13 protein-coding genes are annotated in these 15,717 nt (G+C 44.9%); 8 read left to right on the top strand and 5 right to left on the bottom strand.

Going from position 1 to position 15,717, the window contains the following annotated elements:
* Positions 1 to 301: 301 nt before the first annotated feature.
* From QUB14_RS23760 to QUB14_RS23730, 7 genes are all read left to right on the top strand, one after another.
* Positions 302 to 1,888, top strand: coding sequence for a Z1 domain-containing protein (locus tag QUB14_RS23760; protein ID WP_333219871.1), 1,587 nt, complete (start codon positions 302 to 304; stop codon positions 1,886 to 1,888).
* Entirely contained in the window at positions 1,885 to 2,895 is a 1,011-nt protein-coding gene (locus QUB14_RS23755) for a PD-(D/E)XK motif protein (protein WP_333219873.1), read from the top strand. The genes QUB14_RS23760 and QUB14_RS23755 overlap by 4 nt, the downstream gene beginning before the upstream one ends.
* Before the next feature lie 208 nt (positions 2,896 to 3,103).
* The gene (locus tag QUB14_RS23750; protein WP_333219874.1) at positions 3,104 to 3,700 is read left to right on the top strand and encodes a Uma2 family endonuclease; all 597 of its coding nucleotides are present in this window, start codon (positions 3,104 to 3,106) and stop codon (positions 3,698 to 3,700) included.
* Between the two features lie 307 nt (positions 3,701 to 4,007).
* Complete coding sequence (locus tag QUB14_RS23745) at positions 4,008 to 5,468, top strand: DUF1565 domain-containing protein (protein ID WP_333219876.1); 1,461 nt, start codon at positions 4,008 to 4,010, stop codon at positions 5,466 to 5,468.
* 209 nt (positions 5,469 to 5,677) lie between these two features.
* On the top strand, positions 5,678 to 6,013 hold the full coding sequence (psb28, locus tag QUB14_RS23740; RefSeq protein WP_190662837.1) for a photosystem II reaction center protein Psb28: 336 nt from the start codon (positions 5,678 to 5,680) through the stop codon (positions 6,011 to 6,013).
* Positions 6,014 to 6,206: 193 nt separating this feature from the next.
* The gene (locus tag QUB14_RS23735; protein ID WP_006632696.1) at positions 6,207 to 6,713 is read left to right on the top strand and encodes a MogA/MoaB family molybdenum cofactor biosynthesis protein; all 507 of its coding nucleotides are present in this window, start codon (positions 6,207 to 6,209) and stop codon (positions 6,711 to 6,713) included.
* 262 nt (positions 6,714 to 6,975) lie between these two features.
* Positions 6,976 to 7,860, top strand: coding sequence for a methylated-DNA--[protein]-cysteine S-methyltransferase (locus QUB14_RS23730; protein WP_333219878.1), 885 nt, complete (start codon positions 6,976 to 6,978; stop codon positions 7,858 to 7,860).
* Here QUB14_RS23730 and QUB14_RS23725 read toward each other — a convergent pair.
* Positions 7,837 to 11,823, bottom strand: coding sequence for a hypothetical protein (locus QUB14_RS23725; protein WP_333219880.1), 3,987 nt, complete (start codon positions 11,821 to 11,823; stop codon positions 7,837 to 7,839). The genes QUB14_RS23730 and QUB14_RS23725 overlap by 24 nt on opposite strands.
* Positions 11,824 to 11,939: 116 nt before the next feature.
* Here QUB14_RS23725 and QUB14_RS23720 point away from each other — a divergent pair, with 116 nt between their 5' ends.
* On the top strand, positions 11,940 to 13,292 hold the full coding sequence (locus tag QUB14_RS23720; protein ID WP_333219883.1) for a cytochrome P450: 1,353 nt from the start codon (positions 11,940 to 11,942) through the stop codon (positions 13,290 to 13,292).
* A gap of 169 nt (positions 13,293 to 13,461) precedes the next feature.
* Here the strand turns inward: QUB14_RS23720 and QUB14_RS23715 are convergent, their stop codons facing one another.
* From QUB14_RS23715 to QUB14_RS23700, 4 genes are all read right to left on the bottom strand, one after another.
* Positions 13,462 to 13,785 (bottom strand): hypothetical protein, encoded by a 324-nt coding sequence (locus tag QUB14_RS23715; protein WP_333219885.1) that lies wholly within the window; start codon positions 13,783 to 13,785, stop codon positions 13,462 to 13,464.
* Positions 13,786 to 14,088: 303 nt separating this feature from the next.
* A complete protein-coding gene (locus QUB14_RS23710) occupies positions 14,089 to 15,024 on the bottom strand; it encodes a class I SAM-dependent methyltransferase (RefSeq protein WP_333219887.1) in 936 nt (311 codons plus the stop codon).
* Positions 15,025 to 15,080: 56 nt separating this feature from the next.
* Entirely contained in the window at positions 15,081 to 15,305 is a 225-nt protein-coding gene (locus QUB14_RS23705) for an addiction module protein (RefSeq protein ID WP_106148069.1), read from the bottom strand.
* 42 nt (positions 15,306 to 15,347) lie between these two features.
* Entirely contained in the window at positions 15,348 to 15,638 is a 291-nt protein-coding gene (locus QUB14_RS23700; RefSeq protein WP_194066274.1) for a hypothetical protein, read from the bottom strand.
* Positions 15,639 to 15,717 lie beyond the last annotated feature (79 nt).

Here is a 15,717-nt window from a genome sequence, read left to right as displayed (position 1 = left end):
TCGTTGCTTCTTTGACGGGATGGGAATTTATTTTAGAGGCATTATTTGTAGCAGGACTTTAGAAAATTGGTATAACTAGAACTGTACGCAGAGAATTTCCTACAGTGGGCCTTTTGAAAAGACTGCTTATGTTGGTTACACAGCCACACCATTTGCTAACATATTCATCTATCTAGATCCAAGTCAAAAAAATCCAGAATTTGGAGACGATCTCTTTCCACGTAGTTTTATTATCAACCTACCTGCACCATCAAACTACATCGGCCCAGTGCAGATATTTGGACTGGACACTGAGCCGGCTATGGGTCCTGAAGCATCAAAAGCTTTGCGTATCATCCGAACAGTGGAAGACCAAAAAGAATGGATGCCGGACAAACACAAAAAAGGTCACGTTCCGGGTGAACTTCCAGGGTCTCTAAAGCAGGCAATTAGGGCGTTTATTCTTTGTTGCGCTGCAAGAATTGTGCGAGGACAGGAGAACGAACACAACTCAATGCTAGTTCATGTCGCCCGTTTTACGGCTGTCCAATCCGAGGTAGAAAAGCAAGTCAAAGACGAGTTGACTTCTCTACAAAAACGACTGCGATACGGCGACAGCAACGCACCAGGCAAGCTAGAGGAAGAATTTGAGCAGTTATGGAAAGATGATTTTGTGCCAACTACTTCATACATACTCTCATCCATACCCGATCCAGAACTAAAGTCAGTTTCTTGGGAAGAAGTCAAACCTTTACTGCACCGGGCGGTCTCTAAGATTCAGGTTAAGAAAATCAACGGCACAGCCAAGGATGTACTAGACTACTGGGAACACAAGAATGGGCTGAGTGTTATTGCCATCGGCGGTGATAAATTGTCTCGTGGTCTAACCTTGGAAGGTCTAAGTGTCAGCTATTATCTCCGAGCATCAAAAATGTACGACACCCTGATGCAGATGGGTCGATGGTTTGGATACAGACCGGGATATATCGATCTTTGCCGATTGTACACAACTGATGAGCTAATTGAATGGTACGAACACATCACTATTGCCAGTGAGGAACTCCGGCAGGAGTTTGACTATATGGCTGATGCCGGAGCGACACCTGATGAATTCGGTTTAAAAGTTCGCACGCACCCGCAGGATTTGGTAATTACTGGGGCGAATAAGATGAAGACTGGTACTGTCATGCGGCTGTCTTACACCAGAACCCTCAGCGAGACCACAATTTTACACAAAGATGAGAATATAAATCGGAAAAATCTTAAGGTCACAGAAGAACTACTGAGAAGCCTTGGCTCATCTCCCAGACAAGAAAAGGGTAACTATATCTGGGCGGAGGTTCCTTCTGAAAAAGTCATTGAGTTTCTGTCAGGTTATCAAGCTCACGATAATTGTAAACTGGCAAATACTTCACTCCTCGTCAAATACATCAAGGCTCAACTGCCGCATGAACTTACCTCTTGGACTGTCGTTCTTATATCAAGTAATCGAGCCAAAAATAAGAGAAATATTGCCGGAAATGAGATTGGTTTAACTTTGCGTCAGAATGCCTCTTCTGAATCTTCTCAGGAATATCGTCTCATCAAGTCTCGCCTCCTGAGTCCAACCGATGAATGGCTCGATCTCTCTCACGAAAGTCGTGACGAAATTCTCGAAATCACCCGGCGGCGGCGAGCAGAAGCTGGTAAACCACCAAGTTCTAGTAATACGCCTGATGGAAAAATTTTGCGTTCCAAGCGTTCCCCAAGAAACGGCTTACTGCTGCTTTATCCACTAGATCCAGAAGAAATCAAGTCGGAAATTCCTGTCATCGGTTTTGTGGTAAGTTTCCCCGATAGCAAAACAGCCCAGATGGTCGAATATATGGTTAACAATCCTTACTGGCAACAGGAGTTTGGTCAGCCATGACGGTGCAAAATACCTGGAAACTACTGGAGGATGATACTACAAGTGTACCTTCTGGCTATATCATCCGCCGCCTATTGCCAGAGGTTACATACGATGTTTATCTCGCTATTGAAAGACCTTCTAATGCGCGTTTGCTGATGATGCGGGTAAATTACAAAGCTATCGGGAAAGCCGCTGTTTTTCCTAATTCCAACTGTTTTGAGGTTAGGCGTGTAGCCCTGCAAGGTGATGATGATGCCCATGTCACCCTGCAACTGGTACTTATTAACTCGCGTTACAGCGATATCTTTACAACATTAGTACAGGACATTGTTGATGCAATTGCTCCGATTACGGATGAGCAAAACGCTGTAGGGGCTTTCTTTACCCGTCTGCGGCGATGGCAAGCATTCTTAGAAAAACATAACCCTGAAGGACTTAGCCAAGCGGAACAGCAAGGATTATATGGTGAACTCTGGTTTTTGCTGCAGGTTGTTATTCCTCAAATTGGCTCTCGCCAAGGAGTCAAATGTTGGACGGGTGCAAAAGGAACTCAACAAGATTTCCAGTTTCAACACTGTGCTGTTGAAGTCAAAACTACTACAGCTAAACAGCATCAGAAACTAGCTATCTCAAGCGAGCGGCAACTAGATGATACTGGCACTGGCGCACTGATTTTACTGCACCTATCCCTTGATGCTAGACAAGAACGAGGTGAATCTCTACCGGATATTGTCGCCAGTCTTAGGTCACTTCTCGAAAACGACCCTATAGCAAAAGAAGAATTAGAAATACTCCTTTTTGAAGTTGGCTATCTGGATATACATATTCCTTACTATGAACAAATTGGCTATACCCCACGAGAAATTAACTATTTCAAAGTCGAGAGAGATTTTCCCAGAATTATTGAAGCTGAGCTCCGAAATGGCGTTGGCGATGTTCGCTACACCATCAGCGTTGCCGAGTGCCGACGCTTTTCAATACCAGAATTAGATGTAATTTCTCTAATCAGCCGCAGCCATGAGTGAACAAGCCAAATTAATACCGAATCTACTGCTAATCCCATTTGCTGCCCTTCAGGGCTATATTTCAAAATTAAGACTCGCGTCGCTCCTGTTATATTCAAAAACCAGAAAGAACTGTTCGGATTCCTCAGCTACAATTGCTGCATGGCTCTTCTGTAGGAGCGATCGCAAAATGCGTTATAATCCCGATAGGAGATAATGGTGCGAGTCAATGACACAAGTTCTCGATCGCGAAACTCTCGATGGGCGAGTGGTGCTCAACGGCACTTGGGAGCAATTCAAGTTAATCCAGAAGGTTTCGGAAGATTCCCCTGGCATAAAGTTGTCTTTTTTTGCAGGGGCGATCGAGATTCTGATGCCAGGATTCCAACACGAAAATTTTTCTGAGATCATTGGTTACTTGCTGACCACTTTTCTGCTGCAACAAGGTATTAAGTTTTACCCTTCTGGTTCAATGACGCAGGAGAAGACGGGAGAAGCTTCAACTCAAGCAGACAAATCGTTTTGTTTGGGAGAACCTAAGTTGATTCCCGATTTGTCGATCGAGGTGGTTTATACTAGCGGTGGACTGAGCAAGTTGCCAAAATATCGAGCTTTGGGCGTGCCTGAAATCTGGTTTTGGGAAGATGGCACGCTGCGGCTGTATCATCTCCGGGAAGATGGCTACGAGCAAGTAATTCAGAGTCAACTGTCAGGATTGGAAACGCTGGATATCGATTTACTAAGACGCTGCATTTTAATGGGTGAAACTGATTTGGCGGAAGCAGTTAAGGTTTTTGGGCAGGGAATCTCGATCGATCGTACATGACTGCAAGACGTTCGATTTTCCTAATTGGCGAGCGAAATTTTAGTGGTTTTGGCAACATCTGGAAAAAATAGCATCCCTATATTTCGGGCTTCTTAAATAAGTCTGGTTCTGCTGTTGCTGGGAACGAGAAATACAGTCTTTTGTAGGGGCAATCCCCCTGCGGTTGCCACTCCTGAGAGGTAATGTTGCGGATATCGTGCAATTAAATAATCTCCGCAATCAAAGGTGAATATAAATCCGGGGTTCAGTTCGCAGACAATGAAAATTGCACAAAAGCTCGATCACCAATTATTTCTTTAACAAAAACATGGCAACACTTTACGTTAACCCGCAAACAGGCAGTGATTCCGCAGCCGGCACCCAATCGGCTCCATTCAAAACTATAGCCCGCGCGATCGCCCGCGCTGCATCGGAAAGCACTATTCAGTTAGCACCGGGAATTTACAGCGCTGCTAGTGGCGAAAAATTTCCCTTGGAAATTCCCTCGGGAGTAAAAGTTGTTGGCAATGAAACTAACAAAGGTAGAGGCATTCTGATTCAAGGCAGTGGCAAATTTGTCAGTCCCACCGCTGCGGGCCAAAATATCACGATACTGCTAGCAACTAATTCGGAATTGCGCGGAGTAACTGTTACTAATCTCGATACTCGCGGCACGGGAGTCTGGATTGAGTCAACTTCTCCGACTGTGGCTAACTGCAGTTTCACACTTTGTAAGGGCGAAGGCGTTTTTGCCACGGGCACTGCTAATCCTGCGATTCTCGACAACATATTTGTGGGAAACTCCGCCGCTGGGGTGATTGTGGCGGGAACTGCTAAAGGAGCAATACGGCGCAATATTTTTCAAAAGACGGGTTTCGGCATTTCTCTGCAAGCTCAGTCGGCTCCTTTGATTGCTGATAACCAAATTTTGGAAAATCGCTCCGGTATAGTTTTAGCGGGGGAATCTAAGCCGATTTTACGTAAGAATCGCATTGAAAAAAATACCGAAGACGGTTTGACTGCGGGGGGGAAGTCGCTGCCAGATATTGGTACTGCTCAAGATTTGGGCGGCAATATTTTTCAGAATAACGGTGAATTAGACTTGCAAAACGCGACTGGGGTTAAGATTTCTGCGGTGGGAAATCAGCTCAATTCTTCGCGGGTGAAAGGTTTATTTGAGTTGGGCAATGTGACGCCAACTCCGACTCCTGGCGGGCTAAAGTTTAGCGACATCACCACGCATTGGGCCAAAGATTTTATCGATCGCTTGGCAAAGATGAATATTGTTAGCGGGTTTCCCAACGGCACTTTTCAACCTTACGAGATTGTAACTAGAGCTCAGTATGCGGCTATGCTGGCGAAGGCGTTTGAATTGGTGCCGCGCCGTGAGGCGACGGTTTTTAAGGATGTGGCGGCGGATTTTTGGGCTAAGGGAGCGATCGACCAAGCTAATCGAGCTGGCTTTTTGGCTGGATATCCAGACAGCACGTTTCGCCCGGAGCAGAATTTGACTAGAGTTCAGGCGATCGTATCTTTGGTAAACGGCTTGCAGTTGGCGGGCGGCAACCCCAATTCTTTGAGCGTTTATGTCGATCGAGCTCAGATTCCCAGTTTTGCTACCGACGAGATAGCAACCGCCACAGAGCGCAAAATCGTGGTCAACTATCCCGCGCGCGAAAAGCTTTGCCCCGCCCACGACATCACCCGTGGGGAGATATCCGCCCTCATCTACCAAACTATGGTAGCCACAAAGCGGGCCGATCCTATTAACTCTCCTTACATCGTCTAAGGGAATTGGAAGACAAGGGAGAGGATAACTTGGGGTACAAAGAACCAACCCATATTCTCTCGCCCTTGTCTCCAATTGCCTCACTCTCACCCACTTTCACCCACTCTCACCCACTCCCACTCTCCCAAGTCTTGATTTGCGAGTACCCGAATCGTTTTATGATTAAACATTAAGAAATTAAGCAATCCTTAAGGTTTGACTGTCAGATTATGGCTAAAATTCAATTTTCTCGGGGTATAGACGAAGAGGCTGTGCCCGAAGTGCGCCTAACCCGTTCTAAAACGGGAGCTCAAGGCACTGCCACATTTATCTTTGAAAATCCCAAAGCTCTCAGCAGCACCAGTACCGAAGACATTACTGGAATGTACATGATCGACGAAGAAGGCGAAATCCTCACTCGCGAGGTTAAGGCTAAGTTCATCAACGGTCAGCCTGCCGGTTTGGAAGCTCTTTATCTAATGAGAAATCCCGAAGAATGGGATCGATTTATGCGTTTTATGGAACGCTACTCGCAAGCAAACGGCTTAGGATTTAGCAAGGCATAATTGATGGGGAATAGGGAATGGGGAATGGGGCATGGGGCATTGGTTATTGGTTATTGGTTATTAGTTATTAGTTATTAGATGATGAATAATTAATAACTAATAAATCACAACTAACTAATGACTTCTTCCCTCTTCCCTTTTCCGGATTTCCTCTTCCTTCTTGCTTCTTCCTTTTTCCTTCAACATCTGTTATATGACGCAAATTCCTCACCCCGACTTATCTAAAATAACCGTAAACTGCGCTATCATTACTGTTAGCGACACGCGCTCCGCCGAAACAGACAATAGCGGCTTGTTAACTAAGAAGCTGCTAAAAGATGCGGGTCACTCTGTGGTAGCTTACACTGTTGTTAAAGATGATGCGGCCAAAATTGTATTGCAAATGCAGGCTTTTTCCCAGCGTGAAGATGTGGATGCAATCATTTTTAACGGCGGCACGGGCATCGCTCCCCGAGATACGACTTATGATGTGATGGAGAGTTTGCTAGACAGGATTTTACCAGGATTTGGTGAAATATTTCGGTTTTTGAGCTATCAAGAAATTGGTTCGAGGGCGATCGCCTCTCGCGCAGTTGCAGGGGTGTATCAAGGCAAGTTAGTCTTTTCTCTTCCGGGATCTAGCAATGGTGTGAAACTAGCTGTGGAAAAGCTAATTTTACCTGAATTAGTTCACTTGGTGACGCAGTTGCGGGGAGGGTGAGAGCGAAAGTTCGGTTAATTGACGACTGACCGAGAGAAATTTGGTTACAAGTCGCCCGAGGCATCCGTGGAGCGAGAAAAAAGCTCGCTCATCCTCATCGCAAGCCCCCGGGTTTAGCAGTGAGCTCGCTTTCTTCCATCTAAAATCTAAAATCTAAAATTGACTGACTGCATTCACCGCAAGAAACGGGTGGCTTTGAGCCTGCTCTATGGCTAAAGTAAGGAAACATCAAAATTCCCTTGATTTAGACTAGATGATTTCGATGCAGAATGCGAGTGTCTATGCTAGCGAAGATTATCACCGGATTGCTCGGGCGATCGCCTTTATGCGACAACACCACCTAAACCAGCCCAATCTGGCAACTGTGGCCCAACACATAGGACTGAGTGAATATCATTTTCAACGCCTATTTACTCAATGGGCCGGCATTAGCCCCAAGCGGTTTTTGCAATATCTAACAGTTGAATATGCCAAGTCAAAAATCACTCACACTAAAAGCCTTCTAGACCTAACATTGGACGTGAGACTATCGAGTCCCGGACGATTGCACGATTTATTTGTGAACTTGGAAGCAATGTCACCAGGGGAGTTCAAAGCAGGCGGAGCAGGTTTACACATTCGCTATGGCATTCATGATACCCCGTTTGGCAAATCTCTAATCGCGACAACTGCCCGTGGTATTTGTAATCTTTATTTCTTGGATACAACACACGAACAAACCGCCGAACAAAGACTGCAATTGACCTGGAAAAAAGCTGAAATCATTCGTGATGAGCAAACCACTCAATCATTGTGTGACCTGATTTTCAATTCAGAAACTTTCAGCGAGCAAAAACCACTAACGCTCTTGGTAAAAGGCACTAACTTTCAGATTCAAGTTTGGCGAGCACTTTTGAAATTGCCATTTGGTGCGATCGCCACCTATCAAACTATAGCTCAAATGGTAGCACGCCCAACTGCTGCTAGAGCTGTAGGAAATGCGATCGGTAACAATCCTATCGGCTATCTAATTCCATGTCACCGAGTCATTCGAGAATCTGGAGAACTCGGTGGCTATTGCTGGGGAGTAGAGCGTAAAACAGTCATGTTAGGTTGGGAAGCTAGCCGTACAATCTGCAGTTGCTCACAAGCGACCGCCCGGAGGTAAAAATTCAGGCTTTACACTCCCCCATCGCCTTGTCAATAAGTCATCCATTGAAAGATCTACTAATCTACTCCTTTCATCTGCGGGAATTCTTACCCACTTGTCCCACATACCATCCTGCTTGGTAATCCATTCCCAGCGGTCATTTGCCACCGTTACATCAGCACTCCGAGTTGTTGGGAAAGATTCAACAAATGGCAAGTGATAAGGATGAACATTCGGCGTGAATGCACTGGTCTTAGAGAAGAGGAACGGTGTGAACCATTCTGAAGTCTGTTTAATCCTGTCGTAAAGCGGTTGAATAATTGTGAACTGCTCATTTGCGAGTAACATCCGGTTTCCTTCAGCGACTTCAGTAATTGTATTAGAAGCAATTTTGCTCCATGCTATCTCGTACTTCGCTTTCGCTGGAAACCTTGCATCATGTTCACGAGCCATATTAATCGCTTTTTGTGGATCATCCAAAAACAGCTCATGTTGCCAAGCTAGATCAAGAAAGATTGCTTTACCAATAAGAACCATTGTGTTACTCAAAAAACTTGGATCGGGCAAACCAGGAGTCAGCAAGCCACCGAGAACTGCTCCCCCTGCCAAACGACCCAACCCAGCCCAAAGAAACTTATCAGATTTAGCCTTGTAAGTCGCTTGATAGTAGTTGTAGAGTTTGCGAATAATTTGCTCATTTGGTTTAAAACCTAACTCCGGGTTCCAAGAATCATCTTTTTGACCAAACGCCTTCCCATAAGCCTTTAGTGTATAAGAGTCTCGATTTCTCGTGTAGAGGCTATCTTCAAATGGATGTTTATTGGGGTATTGCTGGTCAAGATATTCGGCGTAAAACTCCTGGAACTCATTAAAGCCGGAACCAGTTCCAGCCTCTTCAGAAATTGCAGATGCCAGCATAAGCTTTGGTTGGGTGGAGTTCTGCAAATAGTCTTGAGCCAGTTGGTTTTTCTTTTCCGCTGTGATGTCCCCATTATTCGCTGCATTTCTTAGAACTTGAAGTTGGTCGTGCTGCTCACTCGGTGCTGGTGATTGTACAGATCCTCCTGAACCACCTTGGCGACCTGCAACAGAAGCGCCGCTACCGCCAGTACCATTGCCTGTTCCTACTCCACTGCTACCACCATACTTCTTCTGAATTTCTGTTGCTTTATTGGAGGCTTCTGCAATACTAATCGTATTATCAGAAAGTTTTTTGAGCAAATCTCCGACTTCTTGCTGTCCTGACATATCGCGGAAGATATTTGGAGTACCCAACACTGTCAGAGCAGCAGCTAAACCACTTGGATCAGGTGCGGCTGAGGGGTTAACGATGTTGACCAGTGATGACGGGAAAGCTGTAGGTGTAGTATTTGTTTGCTGAGGTTGTGGCGTAACAGGGGTAACGGGATTGATGCCAGGTGCTTCAAAGGGAATCGGATGTTCTTCCCACTTCCAGAATCGGGTATTGTCAATTTCCTCAGAGATGTTACAGTGTCCCAGCTTACCTTCTGCAAATACTCCCCGCGTGGGTAAGGTAATCAGCTTTTCAGCATACTTCTTCTTCACCTCATTTAAATTTAAATCTACATCTTGCAACTGATTATCAGCATCGATAAACGGATAGGCAATATAACTGCCAAAAGTTTCTAACGCATAAGGTTCAACGTGATCAATCAGTTTGCTTGTACTGTTCCAATCGACATTCTCAAACTCTATGGCAATTGTGTTTGAATTTTTGCTTAGTGCAATAATTTGATTATAGTGATCGGAATTTTGTTTCAGATGCTCTATTAGTTGGGAAACTACAAAGTTCTCTTCTGCCGTTAGGCTACGTTCAGGAGAAAGCATTGGAGCAGTATCCGGATTTGGACGACGAATATCTGTAAAAGTGTTGTCCCCTAGATTATCATTTTTTCCGAACAGTAAATGGTAATCTTTAAATTCCGATAGGATTATCTTGTTATTCTCGAAAAATCCGTTGATTGCCATTCGGCTAATGCGCCAAGTATCTTTTTGTGTATCAAAAAGAAATCCTGCAAGGTTTTCCCATTTTATTTCATCTGATGGATAAGCAAGGAACCAAGTATGTTCACCTTTATTGCGAAAACGTCCACCTGCATTGAAGTCTTTGTCTTCATCTCCCCATCTTCCAAGTGGTACAAGATCCCCATTTGTTTTTACTGCCCAGATTCGCATTCGAGACGTTTTGTCCTCAACCTCGTCAGTTGTCTGAATCCCAAATTCAAAAATCTTGAAAATGATACCCCTTTCTGAAAAACCAGGTATATCTCCGTCTAGTGATAAGCCATGTTTTGTTCGATCTAACTTAAGACGTTCAAGTTTTTCAAGGGCATCAAATCCTGGCTTAACTTTTTCATCAATCAAGTTAGACTCCAAAAGAAAGCGATATTTCAGGCATTGGTCATGTTTTGATAAATCGACATTTGAACGCTTTATTAATAATGCTGGTCGCCGCCTTACCCATTCCACAGCAACTTTGAAATTGCGTAGAACTTCATAGTAGAGAATGGTTAATGTATGGCTGTGGTTGTAGTTAGTGAAAGTTCGAGTTTGAATGCTTTCTTTCTCTTCCTGTCGAGCTTGGACAACAACAGTGCTGTTGATTTCGCGTTGCGCTGAACTTGCTTGCGAAAAGCTATCATTCAATCGTTGAACGTTTTCCGCAACCAGATCACGGCTACCATCGCTTGTAGCTGTTGAGCCACCTAAACTGCCAGCAATTCCTGCTGCTCCGCTAACAATCCCTATAGTACCTGTCGCACCAGCCGAGCCAGCAATTCCACCCATAAAGGAGCTACCATGCTGAAATTCGCGTAATCCCGCTTTGACTGTTTCAGAAATTGTGCGATCGCGATGAGTTTGGTGTATAACTTCTTCTGTTAATGAAGTCTGTTCGGTTCTTTGCGTCGTGCTTTCCCAAGACCAATCAATGACAGCTAACTTGACAGATTCACCTGGTGCTAGGGGCAAACTGTAGAGGATTTCACCTAGCGAATGACCTAAAGACTGCCAAGTTACTCTGTAGTCATCAACATAAGCCAACTTATAACCTTCGGGTAGAGTAAATCCTGGTGGGAGCTTCACTAACCGAACAACTTGGCGAAAATTAAATTCTTGTAATGCAATTTGTGCTGGAAATAAACGCTCACAGCCATCATCTCCCACCAAAAATTCGGGATGAGCCGCAAAGGAGCCTGGTGAAAAGTACCAATCAATGAGACCTGGCTTCTGCATTGAGGGCAGGTTCAGAATTCTAAGATCGTGGGTTAATGTGGGTTGCTCAATTGACAACTTAGCAAAAACTGCCTCGTTAGTAAATCGACCTTGCTCAAGCGCATCGAAGCGCGTTCCTTCCTTGCCCATTGGATATACAAACAAGGCATAGCTCTTTTGCACTCCGTTTCCGTCAAAAGCTGCGAAGCTGTTATTTTGAGATCGGGTTAGATCAGAGATTCGCGTCAAGTCGAATGAAGCATAGCCAACATGGTCTGTTGCTAAATAACCCAAAGGATAGGAGTAGATAGATTTTTTGCTGGGTGTTTGAGACTGCGGTATCTCAAACTCTTCCATTGTCTTAAGAATTGCGCGATCAACCACCTCCTTTATCTGGCTCTCTGGGCGCAAGATACCACGAGATTGCGAGAAGAACCTCTCTTCATCTTCTAATATGTTGACAACTCGTTTAAGAAAAGCTCCCTTCTTTTCCTCGTCCCAGGCTCGAAATGTATTTTCTTCAATATATTGAGCCAGTGATGACCGCAGGACTTTATCAATAAAACCTACTATATCATGATTTTCGTCGATTTCTCTTAAATCATCTCTTGAGATTTTGTAGGGAGATGCCTCTTCAACAATGCTGAGTTCTGCATAAATCGGCATCCGTACTATAGGAGTGTGAGAATCCTTATCCAATACTAGAATAGAGAGATGACTTTGCGTAAGCTGGTTTAATGTCTTCATATCTATAACCTTCTAGGCTTCGCCTCCATTGTACCTCATGTAAAAAGGAGCAATAAATTTTAGGGTGCAAGGTCGATCGATATACACTAGAAAGATTGTGTATCGCCAGTTTTTCAATGACGCTGCCTACCGGATCTCGTTCTCCTGCTCTGTTCCAAACGCTTTCGCTGGTAGCTGACCCGATCGCATTTTTCGATCGCTACTCTGCCAAATACGGCGATACATTTACCGCCCGCGTGTTGGGGCCCGCTTCGCCCCCCGTGGTGTTTCTGGGCCGTCCAGAAGCGATTCAGGCGGTGTTTACGACCTTAGCCGATGCCTTTGAGTTTGGCAAAGTGACCAACGTATTTCGCCCGCTGGTGGGAAATGAATCGCTCATTATGAATGAAGGGCCGCGACATCTGCGACAGCGACAGCTATTAATGCCCGCGCTGCATCGGGAACAGTTGCACAGTCAAGGGCATTTGATTGTTGATTTGACGAAAAAGCAGACGATCGACTGGAAAGCCCCAGATGCGATCGCAGTCCGCGAAGAAATGTCAGAAATTTCGCTGCAAGTAATCTTGCAAGTCGTGTTTGGATTAGTGCCGGGAGAGCGCTACGAACGCCTGAAACAATTGCTCAGCAAGCTTTTAGAGGCTATTACCTCTGAGCTGTACTCCATGCAATTTTTCTTTGAACCGTTGCAGCAAAATTTGGGGCCTTGGAGCCCGTGGGGGCAGTTTTTGCAGCAGATGGCGCAGATTGACTCGCTGATTTATGCGGAAATTGCCGAGAGGCGATCGCATTCTCTCGATTCGTCACGCACGGATATTCTGTCGGTGTTGATGATGGCCCGCGACGACACCGGCGAATCCCTCGGCGATCGAGAATTGCGCGATCAGTTGATGACGCTGTTGTTGTTGGGACATGAAACGACTGGATCGGCGTTGACTTGGGCGTTTTACTGGCTGCATCAGTTTCCCGAATGCCTTGGGAGGTTGCGGAAGGAATTGGATGAATTGGGCGAGAATCCCGATCCGATCGCGCTTTCGCAGTCGCCCTACTTAACAGCAGTCTGCAAGGAAGCGCTGCGGGTTTATCCAATTGCCTTAATTTCGCAGCCGCGCAAGGTGAAACGGACGATCGAACTCGAAGGCTATACATATCAACCGGGAACAATTTTAATCCCCTGTGTCTATTTGGCCCACCGTCGCCCTGAAACCTACGAAAATCCCGCTCAATTCAATCCCGATCGCTTTTTAGATCGCAAGTTTTCCGCCTCTGAATTTTTACCGTTTGGAGGCGGAAGTCGAAGCTGCATCGGGATGGCGTTATCGATGTTTGAAATGAAGCTCGTTTTAGCAACGGTGCTGTCTTCCCGTGAGTTTGTATCGAATCTCGATCTGCCAATTCGTCCGGCGCGCCGGGGAATCACCTTTGTGCCGCCCGATCGGTTTCGATTAACGGTTGTGGGCGATCGGCGTTAGATTTAGTGAAACGCCGTGTCAAGAAAGATATGTTATATCAACTCCGCTAGCATCGGAATTGTAAAATCGAATCAACAGTCAATACTCAACTATCATTCAGTTTTTCGACTGACAGTTAACAGTCAACAGTCAACAGTCAACTATAATTCCGGTGCAACCGGAATTGATATCATTCGATAAAAATCCCAGCAACTTTGTCTCCATTCATAGTCATGTGTGCCACAAATTCATCTCCACCATCTTCAAAACTCAGCTTCCACAAATAAATCGGACAATTACCTTGTTTTATCTCACCAAAATAATTAATTGAGTATCCCTTTTGCAGGCGGGAAGCAAGCTGCTCGCTAACATCGTCAAACATTTTTTGTGTAATGCTCGCTTTGTAGCCTGCATCACCGACTGTAGTAAAAAGCTCGTAATTCTTCGATGCAGTGGAATCCAAGATAACCTGCAAACAATCGATGACGTTTTGAGAGGGGGCTGTCGGGTTCATGAAGATGTCGTACTTTTAGGGTTCTATCAAAATGTCTAACAAATGGCGCTGTGAATAGCTTCTACGCCTGTCTAATATCAAATCCGGTAGCATCGCAATTATTTATCAGTAGGGGGCGCGGCCGCAGAAATTTTTAAATCCACAGATTAGACTATTTACACTCACGCACCGCCCCAAGGATTGAATAATATCTATGCAACTTTACCATTTATAGCAGTTTTCAATCAAATTAAATAAATACAGCTTTAGACACGGCAGTGCCGTGTCCTACCCGATATCTGTACTTCACTCTACTGAAAACCGCTATATTGCCTTAGCCACAATAGTCCGGTGTCGGACTGTATTGCAAGTTATTGTCGGCTGTGCAAAACCAGAATCAACTAAAGCTTGCTCGATATCCAACCCAAAATACTGATCCAAATAAGGCTCCGTACTCTTGAGCAAAGTCAAAATATAAGGAGGCATTTTGGCATAAACTTCCGACTGAGGATTCATATCCATAATTGTCAAATGTCCGCCAACACGCAGCAAACGCCTCGCTTCCCGGAATATTTCTCTAGTAGCTTTCTGTGGCAATTCGTGACAAACTAAACAAATAGAAACTAAATCAAAAGCAGCCGCAGGCAAACCAGTAGATTCAGCAGCAGTGTGAACCCAAGTCGGAGATTTTTGATGTAAAGATTCAGATTCTCGCTGTTGGGAACGGTATTTAGCAACTGCTAAAAAATAAGGCGACAACTCTACCCCAGTCATCTTCGCTTCCGGGTAAACCTCCCCAAGGGCAAAGGTACTCATTCCCACACTGCATCCCAAATCTACAATATCCTGCGGTGAAGAAGCAATTTGAGATTTGATGATTTCGTGATAGCTGGCGCGGAGTTTAGCATCGCCTTCTGCACCTGCTTCCGGCCAAATTCCAGCGTGAACTGCACGGGCGGCAACTTCAACTTCTGTGGCAGCTTCCCAACTCATATTACCCTTTTCGTAGGCGTGAAATGAAGTTAGATAATATTTAGGGTAAACCAGATCGGGATTTTGGACGCTGAACAATTCTGCATCCCAATTCCGGGCTAAAAGTGCTTGGGCATCTTGCCGCCAATGCACGCCGATTCTTTCGGCTCTTTTAATCATCATTTCCCGCGCTTGGTGCTTGGCTAAATCGGCCAAAGGTTTGATGGAGAGTACGCCGTTTACTAAGCGCGATGCTAATCCTGGAGTTGTGTTAACAGCAGCAGTCATATTTTATTTGTTTCTATTTGGCGATAGTTATTTTACCACGGCACTGGATTCATAGTTCATTTTCGTGCTTTGACTGAAGCTTTAACTTCTTCCCAAGTCAGCACATTTTCAGGATTTGCTTCAGAATCATTAATTCGGCGATCGAGTTCCTGCTTTTGAAACTCTGTAAGGTCGGGGTGAACCTGTTCGGCCGCTATACTTTCCAAGATTGCTTGTACAAGACGAATCCGATCTTGAATGCTGAGGGCGACGATCTGATTTAAAGTGGCTGTGAAATCCATAAATTTTAGTTAAGCGTCATGGAGGTAATGAATTAGTACATCTCAAATATAGCGGACAGGGTTTTGTCCAACAAACTGAACATTGCAATTGACAATACGCCCGTCTAAAAACTTTACAACAAGCCTATTATCCTCTTTTCTATAGCTGGCGCTTCGGTCAAATATACCTTCAATCATCTGTGATCCGACAAAGTTTATAACTTGAACATGAGTAATTCTCTGAACCCTGTCTTCTGCAATAACCCAAGCCCCAGACTCTGACTTGGCAAGCAGATCTAGCAAATTATCATCTGTTCGGACTTGAAGTGTAAGTTTTGCCATGATGACTGTCATATGTAAGTTCGCTGCTTGGGAATTATTATAACTCAAAACTATTAACCGCTGGCATCCGTCAGAATTTAGACTTTTCTGG

Source organism: Microcoleus sp. B3-D2, from assembly GCF_036705345.1.
In the GTDB taxonomy this organism is placed as follows: Bacteria; Cyanobacteriota; Cyanobacteriia; order Cyanobacteriales; family Microcoleaceae; genus Microcoleus.
Note: the sequence above shows the minus strand (reverse complement) of the source record. Positions and strands in the feature narration are given on the sequence as shown.

Excerpts from the sequence above, each read along its gene's own strand:
- QUB14_RS23760 (WP_333219871.1), top strand. The coding sequence starts at position 302 with ATGGGTCCTGAAGCATCAAAAGCTTTGCGTATCATCCGAACAGTGGAA.
- QUB14_RS23755 (WP_333219873.1), top strand. The coding sequence starts at position 1,885 with ATGACGGTGCAAAATACCTGGAAACTACTGGAGGATGATACTACAAGT.
- QUB14_RS23750 (WP_333219874.1), top strand. The coding sequence starts at position 3,104 with ATGACACAAGTTCTCGATCGCGAAACTCTCGATGGGCGAGTGGTGCTC.
- QUB14_RS23745 (WP_333219876.1), top strand. The coding sequence starts at position 4,008 with ATGGCAACACTTTACGTTAACCCGCAAACAGGCAGTGATTCCGCAGCC.
- psb28 (WP_190662837.1), top strand. The coding sequence starts at position 5,678 with ATGGCTAAAATTCAATTTTCTCGGGGTATAGACGAAGAGGCTGTGCCC.
- QUB14_RS23735 (WP_006632696.1), top strand. The coding sequence starts at position 6,207 with ATGACGCAAATTCCTCACCCCGACTTATCTAAAATAACCGTAAACTGC.
- QUB14_RS23730 (WP_333219878.1), top strand. The coding sequence starts at position 6,976 with ATGCAGAATGCGAGTGTCTATGCTAGCGAAGATTATCACCGGATTGCT.
- QUB14_RS23725 (WP_333219880.1), bottom strand. The coding sequence starts at position 11,823 with ATGAAGACATTAAACCAGCTTACGCAAAGTCATCTCTCTATTCTAGTA.
- QUB14_RS23720 (WP_333219883.1), top strand. The coding sequence starts at position 11,940 with ATGACGCTGCCTACCGGATCTCGTTCTCCTGCTCTGTTCCAAACGCTT.
- QUB14_RS23715 (WP_333219885.1), bottom strand. The coding sequence starts at position 13,785 with ATGAACCCGACAGCCCCCTCTCAAAACGTCATCGATTGTTTGCAGGTT.
- QUB14_RS23710 (WP_333219887.1), bottom strand. The coding sequence starts at position 15,024 with ATGACTGCTGCTGTTAACACAACTCCAGGATTAGCATCGCGCTTAGTA.
- QUB14_RS23705 (WP_106148069.1), bottom strand. The coding sequence starts at position 15,305 with ATGGATTTCACAGCCACTTTAAATCAGATCGTCGCCCTCAGCATTCAA.
- QUB14_RS23700 (WP_194066274.1), bottom strand. The coding sequence starts at position 15,638 with ATGACAGTCATCATGGCAAAACTTACACTTCAAGTCCGAACAGATGAT.